The organism is Blastopirellula marina (assembly GCF_002967765.1).
Lineage (GTDB): Bacteria > Planctomycetota > Planctomycetia > Pirellulales > Pirellulaceae > Bremerella > Bremerella marina_A.
In genome coordinates, this window is sequence record NZ_PUHY01000006.1 from 538,778 (window position 1) to 559,446 (window position 20,669).

Consider the following 20,669-nt stretch of genomic DNA (forward strand, 5'->3'; position numbering starts at 1 on the left):
GAAACTGCTGTTTGACGTTGGTTCTCTTCGGTCTAACATGCCCAACTGATGCGATCAGTGAACGCAATGCTTTGTCATTGCAATTTGGCTCGACCGAAAGACCACGCTCATGTCTTTGGAAAACGAATTCCGCTATCGGCCCGACATTGACGGACTACGGGCAATTGCCGTCGTTCTCGTCTTGCTATTTCATGCTCGTCTCGGTTTTACAGGCGGTTTTGTTGGGGTTGATGTCTTCTTCGTCATCTCCGGCTTCCTGATCACCGGGCTGATTCTGAAAGGACAAGATGAAGGTCGTTTTAGCATGGGAGCGTTCTGGCAACGACGCATACGCCGAATCTTACCTGCTTCGCTCGTGGTGGTGCTAGTCACTCTCACCGCCGGCTTCTTCCTTTTTCTCCCTTCTGACTTCCACAAATTGGCGGAATCGGCGCTCGCCCAGCAATTGATGCTAGCAAACGTCTATTTCAGCTATTCGCTTGACTACTTTGCCGGTCCCGCCGAAACCCAACCGCTTTTGCACACTTGGTCCCTGGCCGTTGAAGAACAGTTTTACCTTTTCTATCCACTGTTGCTCGTTGCTTTTCGTCCGCTAGGCAAGCGTGCCGTGTTCACCCTCCTTGCGTTATTGGCATTGGCATCCTTTGCGCTAAGTGTGTGGGGGATGACACAATCCCCGACGCTAACTTTCTTCCTACTACCAACACGAATGTGGGAACTATTAGTCGGTGCTCTGGTTGCGTTCATTCCTGCTCCGCAACGATGGCCTCATGCCGCGCGAGAATTGTGTGCGTGGCTGGGACTCGCTGCGATCCTAGGTAGTGGCTGGTTTTATCATCCCTCAATGGTCTTTCCGGGCACCTCGGCACTAGTACCGGTTCTAGGTACTGCCCTGCTTATCTATGCGTGCGGCTGCCAAAAACCGACGTCCTTGGTCAAGATATTATCGCATCGCTCGCTGGTCTTTGTTGGCTTGATCTCTTATTCGCTCTACCTGTGGCATTGGCCGATCCTGGCATCAATGCATTACTTGTTTGGTCCCCAACTTACTCTGCTCCAAACAACTCTGGCACTCGCGGGCAGCATTGTGGCTGGCGTCTTAAGCTGGCGATACATCGAGACACCATTCCGCAAGCACTTTTCGGAAACACCGGTTTGGAAAACCGCAGGCTCAGCATTTGCCGTATCTCTGGCGATTGCTTGTCTGGCTCTCGTAGTGGTGCAAACTCAGGGTTTACCGCAGAGACTGCCACCACAAATTCGTGAGATGATCACGCTCAAACATGGCTACGACAAATACGTCGCCGAGACCGAACAGTTGAAAAACGGTAAAGCGTATGTCGTCAAAACCACATTACCGCTCGCCGACTCATGCGACTTCGTACTACTTGGCGACAGCCACGGAATGATGGTCGCTACGTTATTCGAGCAATTAACCCAGCAACACAATGTCAATGGCGAATTCGTCGTCAAGGCAGGCGTCGCGCCGCTGCAAGGGGTTTGGAAAGTCGCTGATGTTGGAAAAGAGGGACTTGCTTGGGGAAATGCTGCGTTGAACTACGTTGTGTCGCGGAAGCCCAAAAACGTCATCCTCGTGGGACGATGGTCCGCCTATATCGACGGCCCCCCTGAGAACACGCTCGCCCGTTACCAACAGATTCTGGTCGATGAAGCCAACCCGACACCAAACGGAAAATCCGCAATGCCTGTCTTTGAGGCCGCCATGCAGCGAACAGTCGCTTCGCTTGAAGACGCCGGATGCCACGTCTGGATATTGAAACAACCTCCAGAACAATCGTGCAATCCCCAACTGGAAATGCCTCGAGCCTGCTTCATTGGCTATGAGATTCCAAGCGGAGTCACGCGCCGAGAACACTTGCAGCGACAACGCCAGGCAAACGATGTCATCGACCACTTGGCCGCGGCCAGTAGCCAGATTCATGTTCTCGATCCAGCTGGCAGCTGTTTCAATGACTCGGATCGCTCGATTATTGGCTCGCTGGAAGGTTCTTTTTACCGAGATGGTAACCATCTCTCGCGGCTCGGTGCTCAGAATCTGCTCCGACCGACACTTGTGCCTCTTTTCGAGGACATGCAGGCAATTCGCTTGGCAGAAAAGGCGGATGTAACGACTTCCGGATCGATCACGCGATAAGTCCTAGCCGACTACGAAATCGTGGAGATTCGTACGGCAAAAACCAATCTTGACCCTCATTCGCCCCCCCCATTAGAATTTTGCCTCCGACATACGAGGTTCCCATCTCCCTCCTTCCGTGTCAGAAGGGAGAACCTGGGCGATGGACGATAGCAGTCTTTTTTGACGGTATCGGTTCCAACTCAAATAACGCGATGAGTGGCTTTCAAGATTTCTCGAACTAGCACACCGCGAATCCCAAGCCGAACTATGATCTCTCAACATTCTCAAGCCGAATCTCCGAAGCAGCGCACGGCACAACTGGCCAAGGCAATGCAAAATGGCTTGGAAGCACGAAAGTTCATCACCCCAGCGCCCGATCCCGTCGCAACTGAGAATTCCCGCGTCGAAGAAGAGCCCCAGCCAGAAACGCCCAAGGAAACCGAATCAACTCCGGTCGAGCCCCCAACGATTTCAACACTTCAGAAGATCCACGCTGGTTGGAAGCGTCGCGTTCGTCGCTTGGCTGACAAATGGCCGTTCTATTCGCGCAAAAAGGCAGAACGTGCGATCGCGCATCTAACGGAGGACATGCAGCATAAATTCGATGTCTGTCAGCAATTGATCGCGAGATCGGAGCAGCGCGTCCAAGACCTGGAGATCCGCTACCAAGCGATTATTGCCAGCGAGCGGCAATCCTTCCACGAAGCAGTCGTTGGACGAAAGGTAATCGAGGAGCCGCACGTCGTTTCTGACCAATCCATGGAAGCATTGTTTGTTCATTCCCATCTTCCTAAGCCACCCGCTCGGGTCCTTGTTTTTGGATGTGCCCAATCCAAGATTGCGTTGGAACTTGCCAGCCTTGGTTTTGAGGTAGTAGGTGTCGACGATCGGCCAAGCACCCTTCGTCATCCGCGATTGACGACGATTCAAATCCATGGGGATCAATTACCGGTCGCATCAGACAGCTTCGATATGGTCGTTGCTCCATCCGCAATCGAATGCACGAAGCTTAGCAAGCCGTCCGAACCAGCGGAAACGCCTGCTATGACGAAAGAAGTTTTGCGAGCACTACGCCGAGGGGGACAATTCTTACTGACTGCTCCTTTCGAGACACCTCAGAGAACCTCGATCGACTGGTCGCTGATGGCAGCGATCACGCGTCCCTTCCATGTTCACGAAACCAGCTTTGCACTTGAGACCGGAGGCTGTTGGAATATTGTTTCCGGCGGAGCGATGTCTGAGGGGAATATTCCTGCTGAACGGACCCAAACGATCATTCTCATCGCAATGGAAAAGGGTTGATCCGTTGTTTCTGTTGATTGACGCCCAAGCACTGCAGACGCAAAACTCGCGTAATCGCGGGGTTGGTCGATATGCCAGAGCGTTGATTTGCCAAATTCATTCGATGTATCCGGATTGGCAAATTGAACTCGTTGAAAACACCCACTTACCAGCCATCATTGCGGAAGTTCGGTCCCAGTTCTCCATTCGTCGCTTTACGCCACCGTTGGCAAGTGGCTATCAATTCCCTGCCAACCGTGAGCTGAACGAACTTTACTATGCCGATTGGCTTTGCAGTCAAGCGGCCGATGTCTGCTTATTTTGCAATATATTCGAACATGAAGCTGTCGTCCCTTGCTTCACCGAGGTTCGTCCGCCCAAGACAGCCGCAATCCTGTACGACTTAATTCCGCTTCTTTTCGACCAAGAGTATCTCTGGCGACCCGACGATGCGGCCCTTTATGCTCATCGCTTTCGGCAGCTCTGCCAGATGGATCTCTTGCTGGCCATCTCCCAGTCAACTCGTAAAGACTTCTCAGACCTCGAAATCATCAATGCCCCTCAGGTCGTCAACATCCGCGGAGCAACCAGTGGTGACTTCACCCTGCCATCAGCTGACGAAGATGCTCGTAGGAAACTGCGGCGACTCGATCTGCAGGAAGATTTTATCTTATACGTCGGTGGCTGCGACTATCGCAAGAATATGAGAGGGGCGATCGAGGCGCATGCTCTGCTTCCCAAGGACGTACAGCAGCGGCATCACTTGGTCATCACGTGCGGTTTCCATGGTGACCATAAGCGACAATACGCTGAGCTCATTGCCGAAGCTGGACTTACTGAAACGGTCCAACTAACCGATTGGGTCAGCGAGGAAGAACTGCATGCGTTGTATCAGACTTGCCGCTTGTTCTTCTTTCCGTCATTTTACGAAGGACTAGGGCTGCCGGTTTTAGAGGCGTTGCAGAGCGGTGCTCCAGTTGTTTGCTCCAACAATTCGTCCCTTCCGGAGTATGGGGGCCAATTGTCGTACCTAGCCGACCCTCATTCTCCCCAGCAAATGTCGCAGTCGCTTCAGCAGGCTCTCGCGGAACCACGTGATCAGTCCCTTGAAAAGCGATTAGAGTTTACACGTCAATTCACCTGGCACGAGACTGCACAGCGGGCGGCCAAGGCAATCACGCAGCCGGCTACGGCGTCGCGATTGAAACCTAAACGCCCACGATTAGCCTGGGTTTCACCACTGCCTCCGCTATCTTCACCGGTCGCCAATTACTCGGAAGATCTGTTAGGGCAACTGTCGGAACAATTTGAAATCGAACTGATTGTCGATTCCGCTGCCCCTGAGATGACTTCGAATTTCGCCGATCGTTTTTTGGTGGTATCCGATGGCGAAGTGGGTGACCGCCACAAGGCCCATCCGTACGACCTATTCATTTACCATTTGGGGAACGATCCATTTCACGGCTACATGTTGCCTCTGCTGCAAAAATATCGTGGGCTGGTTGTCCTTCACGAGTACTTTCTCGGAGACCTAGTTCATTCGGCCATCGATCGAGGGTCCTGGGGCCTCTCACTCGAACAAACTCTGCACCATGAAGGGCACGTCGAACTGGCAAATCTATTGGTCGCGGGGCAAATTTCTCCGCAGCTGGTTAATCAGCTTTCCCCGCTGAACCACCGCATCCTTCAGCTTGCCGACTACGTAGTTGTTCACTCCCGATGGGCGTGGCAACGGGTAAAAGCGAACTCGACTTGCCCGGTAAACTTCATACCACAATACAGCGGACCATTTCATAAGAATCGGCCTCGCCAGGAAGTGCGAGAGCGTTTTGAAATTGCCAAAGATGCATTCGTGATTGCTTCCTTAGGTGTTCACGGTCAGGTTGGACGGGTAGATACGCTGCTTGAGGCCGCTGCCGGTCTCCCCAGCGACCTGAGACGTCAATGTCACGTCATCATTGCGGGGTCTCCGTCTCCTCCCCAAACAACCTGCTTCCTCGAACTACCGCCAGACCTCACCATTCATTTCGTCGACGAGTTGTCAGTCGAAGACCTCGGAAGTCTTGCTACTGCCGCCGATGTCTGTGTTCAGCTTCATAATCCGACGCGAAGTGCGATCTCTCCCGAGTTGCTCGTTGCAATGGGTAGCGAAGCGAACTGCGTTGTTTCAACCACCGCCGAGGCATCGGAATTCCCCGAAGGAACGATATGGGAGATTCGAGCGGCACAACACGAAGTGAATGATCTGCGCGACATGCTCCTATTTATCAACAACCATCCGAAACTGACCGAACAAGTACGGATGGCGGCTGGGGAATTCATCCGCGGGAATCATACGCTCGATCACTTCCTGCCTCAGTTCGAGTTTACGGTTTCTCAAACGCTAGCACGCCGCAGGGAACACGATCAGTTGTGGTTCGATCGAATTACCGCTTGCATCGCAGACTCGCAAATAGTATTACCTGACGACCTTGCCCAAAACTGGAGCTTGCTCCGGGAAAATGTGTTGCGAGTAAGCAAGACAGCTCCCTGTTCTCCATCTGCGATTGAATCTCCCAGCGAACAAACGAATCGAAAGAAGTCCGCGTGAACTCGAAACTTCAACTCCCGACCTGGCTGACTCAAAATTGGGGACACATTCCTGGATTAATGCTTCTCGTAGGAGCGGCCTGCCTAACGATTCATATCTCTTTCATTGCTGCGTTTGTTCCCGATGAAATTGGCTTTTTCATCTGGAGCGATACGATGGCCGACAACAGTCGAAACGCCTCGATGTGGAGCTTCCTGTTTCGCCCCAATGGAGCTGGCTATGGCTCGAGTTATTGGACGCTTTACGTCAACGTGGTCGATCAACTGGGCCCCTATGGACTATGGGGAATGCGAGTCCTCTCGTGCACTGCCTTCATTAGCATGACCTTGGCCATCGCCGCTGTGGGTAACGCAGTTCAGCGCTATTTAGGCTACCTCTTGGCTGCCTTGTGGCTATCGATGCCGATTGCCTGGTGGTTCGGCAAAGTCACGGGTCCAGAAACTTTTTCACTGGCTTTATCAATCTTCGGCGTCCTACTGCTCTATCTGGCCTCGCGTGACGAGCGACTACCTTGGTTTCCGAAGCCGGCTGTTGCCGAGACTCTCGCATGGCTGTTGATCGGTGGCGCGGTCTCATTGAAGATCACCTACCTTCCCTGCGCCATGTTCGCCTTTCTCATCGCGTTTGGTATGCCAAATGTATGGGAAGATAAGTCGAAGCTCGATGTCATGAAGAAAATGCTTTATGCCGTTGGCATGATGGGCGTTGGATTCGTCATTTGCGCCCCGGTTGCCGTGCTCGATCCCCACGAATTCCTTTACAATGTCACGTTGCTACCACGAGACAATGCATGGCGATGGGACATTGCCAAGCTGGCCCTGAGCAACCAATTGTGGGGATGGGACGGCGTCTTCGCTGGCGGTCTCGCTCAGTGGGGTCCTTGTCCGCTGGCGATTGGCTTGCTGGGTGCTGCCTTCTTACTGAAAAGCCCGCGCGTTTTCGCGATCCTTTTGGCTACCTTTCTTGGTTGCTGGTTGATGATCTGTAGTAGTGGAGCTTTGTTGGGTTGGTATTGGTTCGGATTCATTCCGATGATCGTGCTCGCGATTTTGTGGTCGATCAACGAACATTCGTCGAATCGTGTTCTGATGACCGCAATCGTGGCTGCAATTACGCTCAACGTGATTTACCAGATTCCAGCAGTGCTGGGCCGCTACGAGATGAAATCGCAACAGGCAATTGCACTCACGCAACTCGACGAGGTGCAATTGGCCATTGATGATAAGATCAAAGATCGTCACTACGATCGGGTAATCGACTACTGGGAAGTCTCCCACGTCGGGGGGCTAACATTCCCAACCTCACCGGAAACCGATATCGTTCAGATGAGTCCACCAAGCTTCCCCGCATTCACGGGGGACAAGTCGGGACCTAAGGATCCTCGTACGAGCGGGGGCCGCGGCGTGGAAGCACTTGCGTTGTCAGAAATCTTTAAACTGGGCGAAAACGGGACGGAAGGAAAATCGGTCCTTTTGGTCCTCTCGAAACGTCTATCAGCGAAGCACGCTGTTGGCGATATGCCGACATTTTCGCGGGATAACATCATTCCCAAGTCCCCGCCAGGTACGACCTGCACGCAACTTCTCGATCTGCCTTTTACGTTAGTTTACGAGCTGACCACGACTGGTTCGCTGTCAACGGAAGAAGCCGTTGATAGCGTTCGTCAGGCGTCACTCGAATCGCCTAACAAAACGTACTAGCAGACGCATGCTAACGCTGCATTCAATTCGTATTGGCCGAGATTGCGACTTGATCTAATATACGCTGCGAAAACTCGTTTCTCAGTGCTAAATCGGTCGTCGCGAACAAGGATGCATGCGATGGACAGCAACGCTTTGTCGTCAAATGACGCACAGAAGCCTACGTCGAACACCCGCTTCTGGCGACAGCCTCAATTCACGCTGTGGGTCCTCCCATTGCTCACGACAGCCTTGGCTGCCTGCCTTTTAGCGGTCGCAATTCCGCGTATCGACTTCCATGCGGATGAGGCGATCTATCTGACAGGCGTTCCGGTCAGCACCAGTAACGACTCAGGCCTCGTGTTTCACGGCGCATATCTCGCGTCGGGCTGGGGCGATCCTACGCCGCTGTCGGCACGTTTGGCTTCGCTGGCGTTTGGTTGCTTGCTTATATTCTCGCTAACCAAAACACTCCAGAGACTGATTCCGACACAACCGATCCTGCTAGCAGTGCTAGTACCCCTTTCGGTTGCGATTTCGTATCAAGGCGTTTTCACCATCCTTCGCGTCCGTCCAGAAATCTCCTGGGTCGCGGTCACGAGTCTGGCTTGTTGGTGCTTGGCCGAACTTCGCTTTCAGAAGAGCTACATGTTTGGTGGGTTGCTTCTGGTAGCCTTGTTCGCGCTGCCAATGAATCACCTGCTCAGCGTCTTTCCTGCGTTCTTCCTGGTTTTGTACCTCGCACTGTTTGGTCGACAACACTTGGGACTCACGTTCTCAGGATGTGCCGCCGGAATGCTGGCCGTAGGCTTTTTCGCCAACCGGATTGTTCGTGGGTGGATCTTGGAAACTCCTGTGGCCCTTCTGCCTGGCGGCGTTGGCGACGCCGCAGCAGCCAAGCCATCTATCAAAGACTTTCTGGTGAACGTCTTTTGGAATAGCCCTCAATTTCTGAATGACTCGGCAGCGAACACGAACTTGTGGGACTCACTCGTCTCGTTTCAGTCGATCCCCAGTATCTCGCACTGTTTGATTGCGACGACGATCTGGGCAATTGCCCTTCCGCTGCCGCTGTTGATGCGAACTTGGGAAGCACGGTTTGTCGCTTCGATCCCACTGCTGACACTCGGCATGTTTTATGCTTCGGGCTACTTCAATCCGACGTATTCTCCCATCGTGGCAATCTATGCAATTGGTATTCTCTGCTTCTTGGCAAGCGATCCTACGCGGAACAAGGCGATTCGATTCGCCGCTGGTTCGATTGTTGTGGTGACACTGCTAAATGGCAGTTCGTTCCTGGCGACACGCGTTCTGAACCATGGCCCTGCCTCGTTCTTTGAAGTCGAAGCACAGCTACGTAATGAAATCGCTCAGTTGCCGTCTGGCGCGACGATCGTCATCTCCGAGCGTTTCCAATCGGCGGTCGGTGACCATAAGAAGAACATCCTCTTTAAAGATCCCCTGCCCTCCAATGTCGATCTGATGGTGCTCGACAACTACGACTTCGACATGTATCGCTTTGTGCCTGACTACGACCAAAGGCGAAAGGACATTGAAGAGTTTATCGCCCAAGGCTCGGCAACCAGCGAATTCGATCTGCCGGTCTACAAGAACGACCGTCTCAAGAATGAAACGAACAACAACAACCGCTACAGCGTGGCTCAAGGCTCTTGGTTCTTCCGAAACTCCGTAAAGTACACGGTTTCGGTAATCCCAGGACAGGACGCTGCCGCTTACACTGCCTCGCGCGAATTGGACAACCCAGATTTAACCCCCGCCAATCGTTAGGACCACTTACATGTGCAGTGAAACGACCATCCAGAACGTACGTGCTGGATTGATGGCCAACCTGCTGCCGATCGACCGCCTGCGCGAGCAAGCCCAAAGAGATGTCGATATCGACATCCTGCTGACTCCGTCGGACGATATCGACTTTTTGCGAAACGCTTACCGCCGCCTCGTTCATCGACCGGCGAGCCAGAACTGTATCAACAACTGGCTAGGACGCCTGCAAGATGGATCACTATCACGGACCGATGTCATCTACGGCATCGCGCGTTCGCGTGAAGGTCGGCAACGCAACGTCCGCGTTCTTGGCCTGAACGACAATACCACCGGAACGCATGTCATTCCGAAGAGAAAAATACCTTGGTGGAAGCGATTTTTCTCGTCGAAGTCGCGTTTACCGAAGACTTCGCTAAGCGACCGAGTAAATACCACCGAACGCAAACTTGCCTACTTGGCTGATAATAGCGTCGAGATTGCGGAGCAGATCGAATTCGAGTTGCGACAAATTCGCATTCAGCTTCGAAGCACGCAAGCTTCCTCGCCGCGTCTAGCAATGAACTCGCAAATCCAAACGAGTGAGATCGATGCCAAACTCGAAGCCATGAACAAGATGCTCGGTGCGGGCTTAGCCCAACTCCCTCCCACCAAGCTTGAGCGGGCCATTCTACAACTCAAGCAATCGCTGCCAGACTCGATCGCTCGCGACCCGAACGTGCTTTGCAACTGGGCGGTCTTCGGAGAGCATCCGCACGACGTCGCAAGAGGTTGTCACAACGCTGGTTTCGAAGTCGCCACGATCGGCACTCCCGCAGAAGCGGAGCCGTACGATGTCCGATCCTCGCTTGGTCTCTTGGCGGACGGCTCGTGCGGAGGCATAGTGCTTGACTCCCGATTGTTCTATTTGACGGACCGGGAAGTGATTCATGGCCTGACTCTTGTTCATCGCTCCTTGAGCGATTCTGGTCTGGTTGTAATTCAAGAGGAAGCAGTCGATCTGGCTTTCGCCCGCTTACGTCTCGAATCGGCTTTGACGGCTTGTGGATTCAACATAGTTCCCCAGTCTTCCTCTGGGAACGACGAAAACCTTTCTACTTCGGTCATCTTGGTTGGTCAGAAGCGGATGGCATCGGAGAACAACTGTGATTCGTAAACTCGCCCTGATTACTCCATGGCCAGATCAGCGAACGGGGATCGCCGATTATGCCTACGACCTCGCAAACGGATTAGCCCACGCGGGAATCGAACTTGATGTCTTCACTACCTGTACGAAGCCTTCGCGAACGATCTCAGGGGTTAAGATCCAAGACCTGGACAAGTTCCCGGGGAACTATCCTTACGATCAAGTTGTTTACCAGATGGGAAACTGCAGTTCCTTTCACGGCGAGCAGCTTCCTGTCTTGTTCGAGAACCCTGGCGTAGTCCATCTGCACGACCCCGCCCTGCACCACTTGATCGCGTACTTCTTGTACCGTGATGATACCCAGGACTATTACCGTGTCTTGCGGGCATGGTACGGGTCCCAGATTGCCGAGCGTGTTCAAACATACAACGAACTGAACAATCAAGGATTCTGGGACAGTCCCTACGTTAATGAGGTTCCGTTCTTCGACCCGGTGCTTGAACACGCGACCGGTTGCATCGTTCATTCGCGATACGCTCAACAAGCGGTTCAAAAACGCGTCCCTAGCTTGCATACTCGCCAGGTTCGCCAAGCGTATCTCAACATGCATCCTCCGGCGCAATACAACAATGGTGAAGTTCTTCAGCTAGGCGCCTTCGGCATGGTGCAGCCGCACAAACATGTCGATGTCATCGCCGAAGCGGTTAAAGCCTGCAATGCAGAGGGCAAACGAGTTCATCTGCACATTGCGGGTGCGCTGGAAGGAGGCTCGAAAGATCTCCCTGAATACGTCGAATCGCTGGGTATCACGAACGACATCACCTTTCATGGTCGACTCTCGGAAGACCAATTCCTGGCGTGGATGAATCAAGTCGACATCTGCGTTTCATTGCGATTCCCAACGATGGGCGAAACCAGCGCGGTCGTATCGCGGGCCCTCCAACTTGGACTTCCGACAATTGTGAATAATGTCGGCTGGTACGCCGAGCTACCGCCATGCGTTGACAAGCTGCCCATCGAACGCGAAGGAATGCTGAGCGGCTTGATTCACCGATTCAATCAAGTCAGCACGAGCCGCGAACAATTGAACCAATGGCGAGCACAATGTCGCGTGTACGCTGAAACGTCATGTTCCTTCGAACAGGCGATCCAAGATTACGTCCGCACGCTCTCTTGCTTTCGTACCTCGGCAATGGCCGCCTAATATTGCACGGAGCGTGTCGTTCCCCTTATCCCGATCCGATCATGCCTTCTAGTCGAGAACTACCATGCAGACACTCCGACACCGTTTTATGACAACGTGGTATCGCTCCCGATACCTCGTCGGCTTCATTCTGATTGGCTTTGTCTCGATCTGCCTGGAACTGGCATTGATGTACGCCGTGATCCCCACTGAGTGGCCTCGTCCGGTCCGCGCTGGCTTGGCGTTGGCTTGCGGGATTGGGGTCGGCTACTTATTGAACGCGAAGCTCAACTTTCAAGTCGCTCCGAAGTATTTGGCCAGCACGTTCATGAAGTACGCAGCGATCTCCGTGCTGTCGTTCTCGTTGAACATGGCCGTCATTTACTATCTGCACGATACCAACGAATCGAATTACTGGTGGCAACGTATGGCGACGGCCGGCGTACTATTCCTGTTCGCTTACGGACTTCATCGCTGCTTTACATTCGATCAAGCACGGAATCTAGGTATCGCGGTCTATGCTTCCGCGGATGAAGACGTTGACATGATTTTTGGTGCCGTAGGAGGCAGTTGCGATCACGTCCACGTCGACCTAGTGGATGAGTCGATGGGTGAGAATCCAGCACCAGTCAACTTATTCAAACTTCGTCAAGCTCGACAACTTTGGCCAACGCATCCAATCGCACTACACGTGATGAGCAGCCAACCGTCCCGTTGGTTGCCGGCAGCTTGGAACGATGCCGACTGGTTCCTATTCCACCTCGACTGTGAAGACAGTTTATATGACCTGATCTTCTCGTGTCGCGAAAAGAAGAAGAAGGTGGGCATCGTTTGGCGATTGGGCAACCAACAAAGCCAACTGATGCAGTACTTGCCACACGTTGACTTCGTGATGATTTTAGGCATCGCCAAGCCTGGACAATCAGGTCAAAAGACATGCCCGGAAGCAATTGAGTTGGTCACCATTCTTAACTCAGTTCGCGGTCGTTACGGCTTCGAGCTGATGTTTGACGGGGGTGTGAATCCAGGCAACATTGCTGACATCGAAGCTAAGTATGTCGTTTCAGCCTCAGCTGTTTTACGAGCCGATAATCCGCTGCTAGCAGTGCACGAGATTCGACGTAGTTCCCACTTCCCGGCTAAGAAGGCTGCCTAAACCAAGTAGTTTGAAGGCCTGGGGTGATCCACAAGATCGGATTTAAATTCGCAACTGCTCTTTCGGCAATATTGGAATTTAACTATCGTCCGATTCTCGAAAACGGGGCGAAAATGCAAGGATTGCGATCGCCCGCCCATCAACGTTTTTCCCCCAATCCGATTCCATGGAGAGGATTGTCATTATGTGTCCTCAAGAACTGCGAGCCGCGGTTTGTCATGCCAACAAGATGTTGCTGCAATCCGGGCTAGTGACAATGCACTCTGGCAATGCGAGCGGACTCGATCGCGAGTCTGGTCACTTGGTCATTAAGCCATCTGGCGTCGACTATGAAGCTCTTACGCCGGACATGCTCGTCGAAGTCGATGTGGCCAGCGGCGAGGTGATCTCTGGCGACCTTCGCCCAAGCGTCGACTTGCCTCACCACTTGATGCTGTACCGCAACTTGCCGGAACTGGGCGGCATCATTCACACGCACAGCAATTACGCCAGCTCTTTCGCGGCAATCAACTCGAACATTCCACTTTGCTTGACGGCTATTGCTGACGAGTTCGGTGGTGAAATCCCTTGTGCTCCGTTCGCCGAATGCGATGAAGAATCAATCGGCCTGAGCATCCTCAAGCATCGCGGCAAAGCTCCAGCAATCTTGCTGGCCAACCATGGCGTATTCGCGTGGGGACCAACTCCCCAAGCAGCCCTGAAAGCGGCCATTATGACCGAGGACGTCGCCAAGACAGTCTTCCTGGCCAAGCAGTTGGGCGAGCCCCGTATTCTCTCGATGGAATCGGCAGCCAAATATCACGACCGTTATCAGAATCGATATGGCCAACGAAAGGCCGCCTAACCAGCTATGCCTCCGGTAACCGACTTCATCTCGATCGATCCGTCGCCGTCGTTTTCCAAGATTATCGACGGGTACAAAGCCCAGGTGCGCGAACTAGTCGGCGATCAGCAGTATCTCGCCGAGCCGCCTCACATGACCGCGTACCTGGCATGCTTTGCCGATGGTAAGAAGGCGGGCGAAGCTGCCTCGAAGTTGGCTGCCAAGCTTGATGCCTTCGAGATCGATATCACCGGTTGGCATGTATTCGACGCCGACCCTATGACTCAGCGTCGTACTTTGGTCGTCGACTTTACGCCTCAGTCTCAGGCGTACCTGCGAACTTTGCAGAGCCAAATCGCCCAAGCATTGGCAGGCGCGTACGATACCGAAGCCACCTTCGCCCGTTATGCCTCAGCTTTTGATAAGTTTAGCACAGTGCAACAGGAAGCCGTTCGCAGCGTTGGCTTCCCCTTCATGGGTAGCGATTGGCATCCACATTTTACGATCGCCTCGATCGATCCAGCTGCTTGGGAAACCGTTCGTGACGCACTGTGGAATAATCCACCCGCCGGCGTTTCGGTTTGTTCGTCGCTAACTCACTATCGCGTGATCGACGGCGAGTCTCATCCGATCTCAACGTTTGACTTGAAGCGAGTCGAGAATGTCTCTGCTTGATACCAAGAAGACGAACCAGGCCAGACATGAAACCAGTCTGGCACACCTTCCTCCCCTGAAACGTGAGATCATCACGTCGCTGTGGGAGACCGTCGACAAGCATCCTTGGATTCTTTCTGCCACCATAACTGGCAGCTTCCTGAATGCTAACGGCCTAGAAGGGATCAGCGATATCGACTTCATCGTGATTGTCGATCGCCTCGATAACGATCGCTTCACGCAACTGCAAACGCATTTTCGTGCCGCACTCGAACCTGTTTTGCGTGCTCGCGATTGGAACCTTCGAATCAATCCGACGTTGGGTCCGTTGAAATTCAACGATCCTCAAACGGCAGTGCTACACTTGATGCCGTACTCGCGGGACGGTCATGTCGAACACGTCATCCAAAGCCCGTTCACTTGTTTCGACTGGCAATCGTCGGAATACTATCGCGGGGCGAGCATGGCTTCGGTTTATCCGACCTTTGCCTTGCAGCCACGACATTTCGTCAGTGCCCGCCGAAGTATCTCCGACTACCTGAAAGACTATCGCGAACGGGTTGTCTCGTACCGCGAACTGATCTGCAACGACGTCGGCTATGAAGAAAAGAAGTGCCTGAAACCGATGACGACGCGCGACCAGCACGAGTTCGCGTATCATATCATCCGCTTTTTGATGAAGAACATCGTCAAACTGTTGGACCGAAATAACGAAGACCTGACGCGTACGGAACTCGAATTCCGTTTCTTCAGCTACTTTCCGGATGAGGAGGATTCGATTCGTGAACTCTTTGCTGAGTTGGCCGAACGAAAGCAAAAACTGCAATTCGATCCTCCGGTTGCGGACCTTGATGAACGTATCGAAGCGTTCGTAGCGACATTTGAACGGCAGTTTCGACGAGTCTTCCAAGGAGAGGCAACTCGGCACATCGTGTTTCGTCACGCCGAAACACCACTGAATTCGACCACTGAGGGAAGCGTTCGGTTCGTTGGCCGAAGTAATCCCGACATCCTACCACTCAAGTCTGAGCAACTAACTTTGCTTCAGGCGGCCATCAATACATTGGAATCGCCGAAGCACTACAGTTCGCCTCTGGCTCGATGTCAACAATCTTTGGCAGCCGCGACTTCGGCTGATCGGGTCACCCTCGACGATCGCCTCCAAGAGATCGACTATGGGGCCTGCGAAGGTCAAACCGTACAGGCCGCACGAAACCAACATCCTGCCCTATTCCAAGCCTGGCTGCGAGGTGAAGATCCGCCTTTCCCAGGCGGTGAGTCCACGTCCGACGTACTGTCGCGAGCAACCTCAGTCATGCAAGAGATTTGGCAAGAAAGCGGCGACGATACCGTAACCTGTACGCACAACGTTGTGCTACGTTGTCTGGTCGGGCAAGCCATGGGCATCCCGGCAGATCAATGGTATCGCCTACGGATTCCACACCTCGCCCCAATCACATTTGTGCAAACACGCGAGCATGGCGTGTTCATCGATCTATCACCAGAAGTCGAACGCGCGATCTTTCAAAACTTTGCCCGAGCAGCGAACGCGTCATGAACATCATCGTCCCGATGGCCGGAGCCGGATCTCGTTTCTCCAGCGCTGGCTACACTTTGCCGAAACCATTGATCCCAGTCAACGGACTACCGATGGTTGTGCGTGCGATCCGTGACCTGCCTGCGGCCGAACGCGTTGTCTTTTTAGTTCACGCTGATCACGTTGCTAACTTCCAAATCGATCAAGTTCTAAAGCATCACTTTCCGACTTGCGAGATCGTGATCGTTCCTGGTCTGACCGACGGGCAAGCGTGCACGGTTCGTCTCGCCGCTGAAGCCTTCGCCGAAGATACTGATGTCCTAGTCGCCGCATGCGACAATACGCACGTTTACGATTCCGAAGTCTTTCATCGCGATACCAGTTCGGGTCAGTGGGACGGTTTAGTCTGGACCTATCGTGGCGACAATCGAGTGCTGCCGAAGCCAACCAGCTACGGCTGGGTTGGAGTCGAGAGCAACGGACAGCAAGTCACCAACATCTCGTGTAAGAAGCCCATCTCTGAGGATCTGCTGAACGATCACGTTGTCAGCGGTTTCTTTTGGTTCCGCTCGGCGTTCGCTCTGTTCAACGCGATCGATTCTTTGGTAGCTTCCAACCAACGCATTAACAACGAGTTTTACCTCGACGTCGTCCCTAACGGTATGATCGCCGCTGGCAATCGCTTTGGTACGTTCGAGGTCGAGAAGTACATCGGCTGGGGAACCCCGGAAGAGTTGCGGGACTACCAGCGATGGGAGAAGTACTTTGTCCAACAGCAGCAAATGCAGCGAAAACACGCGGCCTGAGGTCTCGACACAGATCGTGCGTTTCATTGTGATAGGTGGCAGTTCGGTCGCCATCGATGGACTTTGCTACGCACTGATCACTTCGTTCTCGGCCCTTTCCCCAGATCTTGCCAAGGGAATCAGCTACCTTTGCGGCATGATCTTTGGTTTCTGGGGCAATAAGCTGTGGACATTCGAATCGAAACAACGCTCGCTTTCTGAGCCGTTGTTGTACGTGCTGATTTATGCCTGCACGCTGGGAATCAACATCGGAATCAATCGGCTTGTTTTATCGTTGGCCGGAGACGAGTACCGCTTGCTCGGCTTCTTTCTGGCAACTGGCGTCACGACCGTATCAAACTTTGTTGGCATGAAGTTTCTCGCGTTTCGCGAAAGTCACAGCCCCGCAGCAAACACCCCATCCGTGCTTCCGCTCGAACAAGCGTTCGACCCAGCAAGCACCGAACGGAATGCTGCCTAGTAGGTTTCTTGATGCAATATATCGCCCACCGAATCAACACCTGTCACCAACTGGCTGACGTTCCACCGGAATATGGTGTCGAACTCGACCTACGTGATCATGGTGACGATCTCATCTTGCAGCACGATCCGTTCACGGACGGCGAACGCTTCGCAGATTACCTTGAACAGTATCATCACGGATTGATGATACTAAACATCAAGAGCGAACGGATCGAACATCGCGTCTTAGAAATGATTCAAGGCAAGCTGAAAGATTATTTCTTCCTTGATTCGTCCTATCCCATGATTCGTACGTTATGCAAACTGGGCGAACGCAAGATTGCTGTCCGCTTCTCGGAATACGAACCGGTCGAATCAGCATTGGCGTTAGCTGGCGAGGTCGAGTGGGTCTGGGTCGATTGCTTTACCAAGATGCCCCTCACCGACGAAACTTATGCCAAGCTTAAGCCACACTTCAAACTGTGTGCCGTCTCACCAGAGCTTCAAGGACGCAGTGTCGATACGATCGCTCAGTACGCAGAAGAATTGAAGCCTTATCCGATGGACGCTATCTGCACGAAACGCCCCGATCTGTGGAAGGCCGCGATTGGCGAATAACGTCGCCCGCTTCATCGTAACTTCATACGGCCATTGATCTTGACCCTGGTCAGACCGATGTCCTATAGATACGCCTATTCGGACCATCGAATCACCGACTTTCCGGCAAGAGGGTTCCCTTGAACAAGAAACTTTCCATCATCGTTCCGTGCTACAACGAATCGAAGAACCTCGATCGCCTGGTTTCCGCTTTCCGCGATGCCATCGGCGACCGCGGGGATATCGAGTTGATTCTGGTCGATAACGGCTCGAAGGACGAAACGCCGGCCGTGATGGATCAGTTACTTGCTCGGCCGGAAAACCACTTCGCCCGTTCCGTGTGCGTAGAAGTGAACCAAGGCTACGGTCATGGGATTCTGTTCGGCTTGAAAGCTGGGCACGGCGAGTTCCTGGCTTGGACGCACGCCGACATGCAGACTCCTCCGGAAGACGTAATTCGCGCGCTCGATCGCATCGAACAGATGCCTAACCCGCAGCGTAGCCTCGTCCGCGGCAATCGTAAGGGACGTCCCTTCTTCGATCAGTTCTTTACCTCTGGAATGGGCTGGGTCGCTTCCGCGGCATTGGGTGGCTCGTACTTTGACGTGAACGCCCAACCGAAGGTCTTTCATCATTCGCTGATGAATCATCTGGACGATGCACCTTATGATTTCACTCTCGACCTTTATCTGTTGTACGTCGCCGAGAAGCTCGATCTGGCGATCGAGCTGGTCGATGTCCGTTTTGATCTGCGAACCGAAGGGGAATCTAAAGGTGGCGGCACGCTTGCCGGTAAGTATCGACTTTGTAAACGGACGTTCGGCCAGATCTGGAAACTGCGAAAATCCCTGAAAGCAGCTCCGCCCAAGCTGACACCAACGGTCGCATCCAACAACGATTCTTACGAGAAACGGTCTGCCGCTTAGTCGCTACGGTCCATCGGTTTCGCTTGTTAGAAAAGCAAACGCTGTTTAGCGAATCGTCATCGGAAATTCAACGAAGCCTCCACTTTCGCGCTGGTCGAAGGTATCGTCCCAACCTTGTCGCATTGTAATGCGAAACATAAATTGGCCCGACTCGCGCGGCAAGAGCAAGCAAATCTCACGCGTCAACGACTGGCCTGGCTCAATCGTATAGGGTAGCTCAACACCAGGGCACCAGTAGGTTCGATCGTTCTCATCGATCCATCGATAGACCATTTGAACCGGATTGTTCCGACTGCGAAGCCATGGCTCGTCTCCAGTGTTGGTCACGGTAATGGGAATGGTAACGTAATGCTGTGGATAGCGACGTCCCCCCAGCACAAACAAATAGTCACCATCCTTCTGGGCAGCCAATTCCTTCAGCTTATCTTTATCGATTTCGATCGAGCAACTGGGGGCACTAAGCATCGGCTGATCGATGTCGGTAATCTGCTTGATGATCTGATAATCTGGGATCGGTACTAAATCGACGCCACCCAAGATTCGGCGATAGGCCTGTGTGTACGTTAACACCGCACAGATGAGCACAACTCCAATCAAGAATCGTGTGCGTCGTGTTAACAGTGGAAGGCTAAGGACCATCGTGGCCAACACCGTACCCATGGCCTTGGTGAATCCGCTGAAGTCGATCCAAATCACTTCCGACATTAAAGTAAGTACCAGAAAGTACGGCAGCAAGATTGGCGACAATGCCCACTTTCGGCGCACGTTCCACAGAACCCAAAACCCCAGAATCATCACGGCGAAATAGAATGGCCGGATCACATAGTTGGGCGAGTTGAAGGAGGATCGGAAGAACGCAAAGAACGGATAATCGAGAATCGTTCCACCGGCTGATTGCGAACCTGTTTGACCGAACACTCGGTAGAGATAAACCTGCCAAGCGACAAACACAAAGCATGGGATCGCCAAAATGAACAGTTGCCAAACCGGAGTTCGGTAGGCCCAATAGTTCCATGCGCTTGGTCGGCCATCGAGTACCGTCGGTTCTTCGATTGACGGCGGGGCGACCATCAACCAATTTGCCAGACTCATTAGCCCCATCTTCCGCAGCACAGTGATCACCCAGCCACCGTCATCTGGATTGCCCTTCCAAGGAACAAAACCAGCGAATGAGGCAGCAAATACCGCAGCGGCGATCGCGAAATAAGGTTCCCGCGTTAAGCACATCATGGATGCGGCCAACGCATAGGCAATCGGGGTTCCACGAATCAGCGACAGCATCGCCAGAATAAAGAAGGCATCGGCCAGCGGATCTGGCTGGCCATGCAGCAAGCAAATCGGAATGCCCAAATTCGCAGACCATCCTAAGCACCATAACGGCGAATAACCATGAGCGAACAGCCAAGCCGCCAGCGCCCCCATCGCCAGCCCCAAGAAGGGAAGCGAAGCGAATAGGTACATTTGCGGCGAAACGTAATCGCTGCCGGTAAGCGTGGCAAAGCACCAAGCCACCAGCGGCAAACCAATTCGTTGATAGCGATACGGAGGCGCATCGATGTGTTGGTAAGCTTCCGGTTTTGGGTTCAAGTAGTTCGATTGTAGGTAATAGAATTGACCATCCCAGCCGACTTCACAGTTCGGAACGACTCCCCTTTCGTAAAGCTGATCTGGCACGCCGAACTGGTAGCCAGAAAGCAACATACCGCTCCACTCGCCACAATGCCGTGCTTGCACCGCTAAAAACAGAATGCCGTATGCGAGCAGAGTGCCGACGATTGCTGTAATCACAAAGACAGCGATCAGGCTTCTTTGAGAGACCTTCGATGGCGCGGCAGCGGAATCCGATTCCATGAGACTTCAACCAGGCTTCGTGTTCGCAGAACGTCGAACGAACCCAATGGCATGAAGGGGTTCGCGAATTGCAAGACAGAATAACCCAGCTTATCCAATT

The 20,669-nt window shown here is 53.2% G+C and carries 16 protein-coding genes; 15 read left to right on the forward strand and 1 reads right to left on the reverse strand.

The window, feature by feature from the left end:
* The first annotated feature begins 109 nt into the window (after window positions 1-109).
* The 15 genes from C5Y83_RS10150 to C5Y83_RS10220 all read left to right on the forward strand — a co-directional run bounded on the left by C5Y83_RS10150 (window position 110) and on the right by C5Y83_RS10220 (window position 18,718).
* A complete protein-coding gene (locus C5Y83_RS10150; protein WP_105329557.1) occupies window positions 110-2,155 on the forward strand; it encodes an acyltransferase family protein in 2,046 nt (681 codons plus the stop codon).
* A gap of 249 nt (window positions 2,156-2,404) precedes the next feature.
* Complete coding sequence (locus tag C5Y83_RS10155; RefSeq protein WP_105329558.1) at window positions 2,405-3,439, forward strand: methyltransferase domain-containing protein; 1,035 nt, start codon at window positions 2,405-2,407, stop codon at window positions 3,437-3,439.
* 4 nt (window positions 3,440-3,443) lie between these two features.
* A complete protein-coding gene (locus C5Y83_RS10160) occupies window positions 3,444-6,008 on the forward strand; it encodes a glycosyltransferase (protein ID WP_158262310.1) in 2,565 nt (854 codons plus the stop codon).
* The gene (locus tag C5Y83_RS10165) at window positions 6,005-7,708 is read left to right on the forward strand and encodes a hypothetical protein (RefSeq protein WP_105329560.1); all 1,704 of its coding nucleotides are present in this window, start codon (window positions 6,005-6,007) and stop codon (window positions 7,706-7,708) included. The genes C5Y83_RS10160 and C5Y83_RS10165 overlap by 4 nt, the downstream gene beginning before the upstream one ends.
* 120 nt (window positions 7,709-7,828) lie before the next feature.
* Window positions 7,829-9,475 (forward strand): hypothetical protein, encoded by a 1,647-nt coding sequence (locus C5Y83_RS10170; protein WP_105329561.1) that lies wholly within the window; start codon window positions 7,829-7,831, stop codon window positions 9,473-9,475.
* A gap of 10 nt (window positions 9,476-9,485) precedes the next feature.
* Window positions 9,486-10,625, forward strand: a complete 1,140-nt coding sequence (locus tag C5Y83_RS10175) for a DUF4214 domain-containing protein (RefSeq protein ID WP_105329562.1) — start codon at window positions 9,486-9,488, stop codon at window positions 10,623-10,625.
* The gene (locus C5Y83_RS10180) at window positions 10,615-11,799 is read left to right on the forward strand and encodes a glycosyltransferase family 4 protein (protein ID WP_105329563.1); all 1,185 of its coding nucleotides are present in this window, start codon (window positions 10,615-10,617) and stop codon (window positions 11,797-11,799) included. Before C5Y83_RS10175 ends, C5Y83_RS10180 begins: the two co-directional genes overlap by 11 nt.
* Before the next feature lie 64 nt (window positions 11,800-11,863).
* Window positions 11,864-12,934, forward strand: a complete 1,071-nt coding sequence (locus tag C5Y83_RS10185) for a GtrA family protein (protein ID WP_105329564.1) — start codon at window positions 11,864-11,866, stop codon at window positions 12,932-12,934.
* A gap of 184 nt (window positions 12,935-13,118) precedes the next feature.
* Window positions 13,119-13,778 (forward strand): L-ribulose-5-phosphate 4-epimerase, encoded by a 660-nt coding sequence (locus C5Y83_RS10190; protein ID WP_105329565.1) that lies wholly within the window; start codon window positions 13,119-13,121, stop codon window positions 13,776-13,778.
* Window positions 13,779-13,784: 6 nt separating this feature from the next.
* Window positions 13,785-14,432, forward strand: a complete 648-nt coding sequence (locus C5Y83_RS10195; RefSeq protein WP_105329566.1) for a 2'-5' RNA ligase family protein — start codon at window positions 13,785-13,787, stop codon at window positions 14,430-14,432.
* The gene (locus tag C5Y83_RS10200; protein WP_105329567.1) at window positions 14,419-15,969 is read left to right on the forward strand and encodes a histidine phosphatase family protein; all 1,551 of its coding nucleotides are present in this window, start codon (window positions 14,419-14,421) and stop codon (window positions 15,967-15,969) included. The genes C5Y83_RS10195 and C5Y83_RS10200 overlap by 14 nt, the downstream gene beginning before the upstream one ends.
* On the forward strand, window positions 15,966-16,754 hold the full coding sequence (locus tag C5Y83_RS10205; protein WP_158262311.1) for an NTP transferase domain-containing protein: 789 nt from the start codon (window positions 15,966-15,968) through the stop codon (window positions 16,752-16,754). The genes C5Y83_RS10200 and C5Y83_RS10205 overlap by 4 nt, the downstream gene beginning before the upstream one ends.
* Window positions 16,714-17,214, forward strand: a complete 501-nt coding sequence (locus tag C5Y83_RS10210; protein WP_158262312.1) for a GtrA family protein — start codon at window positions 16,714-16,716, stop codon at window positions 17,212-17,214. Before C5Y83_RS10205 ends, C5Y83_RS10210 begins: the two co-directional genes overlap by 41 nt.
* An 11-nt stretch (window positions 17,215-17,225) precedes the next feature.
* Window positions 17,226-17,813, forward strand: a complete 588-nt coding sequence (locus tag C5Y83_RS10215) for a hypothetical protein (protein WP_105329570.1) — start codon at window positions 17,226-17,228, stop codon at window positions 17,811-17,813.
* 119 nt (window positions 17,814-17,932) lie between these two features.
* Window positions 17,933-18,718 carry a glycosyltransferase family 2 protein gene (locus tag C5Y83_RS10220; RefSeq protein WP_158262313.1) on the forward strand — a complete coding sequence of 262 codons (786 nt, stop codon included), beginning with the start codon at window positions 17,933-17,935 and terminating at the stop codon, window positions 18,716-18,718.
* Window positions 18,719-18,763: 45 nt separating this feature from the next.
* Here the strand turns inward: C5Y83_RS10220 and C5Y83_RS10225 are convergent, their stop codons facing one another.
* Window positions 18,764-20,569: a hypothetical protein gene (locus C5Y83_RS10225; RefSeq protein WP_105329572.1), complete on the reverse strand. Its 1,806-nt coding sequence runs from the start codon at window positions 20,567-20,569 to the stop codon at window positions 18,764-18,766.
* Between the last annotated feature and the right edge of the window lie 100 nt (window positions 20,570-20,669).

Excerpts from the sequence above, each read along its gene's own strand:
- C5Y83_RS10150 (WP_105329557.1), top strand. The coding sequence starts at position 110 with ATGTCTTTGGAAAACGAATTCCGCTATCGGCCCGACATTGACGGACTA.
- C5Y83_RS10155 (WP_105329558.1), top strand. The coding sequence starts at position 2,405 with ATGATCTCTCAACATTCTCAAGCCGAATCTCCGAAGCAGCGCACGGCA.
- C5Y83_RS10170 (WP_105329561.1), top strand. The coding sequence starts at position 7,829 with ATGGACAGCAACGCTTTGTCGTCAAATGACGCACAGAAGCCTACGTCG.
- C5Y83_RS10175 (WP_105329562.1), top strand. The coding sequence starts at position 9,486 with ATGTGCAGTGAAACGACCATCCAGAACGTACGTGCTGGATTGATGGCC.
- C5Y83_RS10185 (WP_105329564.1), top strand. The coding sequence starts at position 11,864 with ATGCAGACACTCCGACACCGTTTTATGACAACGTGGTATCGCTCCCGA.
- C5Y83_RS10190 (WP_105329565.1), top strand. The coding sequence starts at position 13,119 with ATGTGTCCTCAAGAACTGCGAGCCGCGGTTTGTCATGCCAACAAGATG.
- C5Y83_RS10195 (WP_105329566.1), top strand. The coding sequence starts at position 13,785 with ATGCCTCCGGTAACCGACTTCATCTCGATCGATCCGTCGCCGTCGTTT.
- C5Y83_RS10200 (WP_105329567.1), top strand. The coding sequence starts at position 14,419 with ATGTCTCTGCTTGATACCAAGAAGACGAACCAGGCCAGACATGAAACC.
- C5Y83_RS10205 (WP_158262311.1), top strand. The coding sequence starts at position 15,966 with ATGAACATCATCGTCCCGATGGCCGGAGCCGGATCTCGTTTCTCCAGC.
- C5Y83_RS10215 (WP_105329570.1), top strand. The coding sequence starts at position 17,226 with ATGCAATATATCGCCCACCGAATCAACACCTGTCACCAACTGGCTGAC.
- C5Y83_RS10225 (WP_105329572.1), bottom strand. The coding sequence starts at position 20,569 with ATGGAATCGGATTCCGCTGCCGCGCCATCGAAGGTCTCTCAAAGAAGC.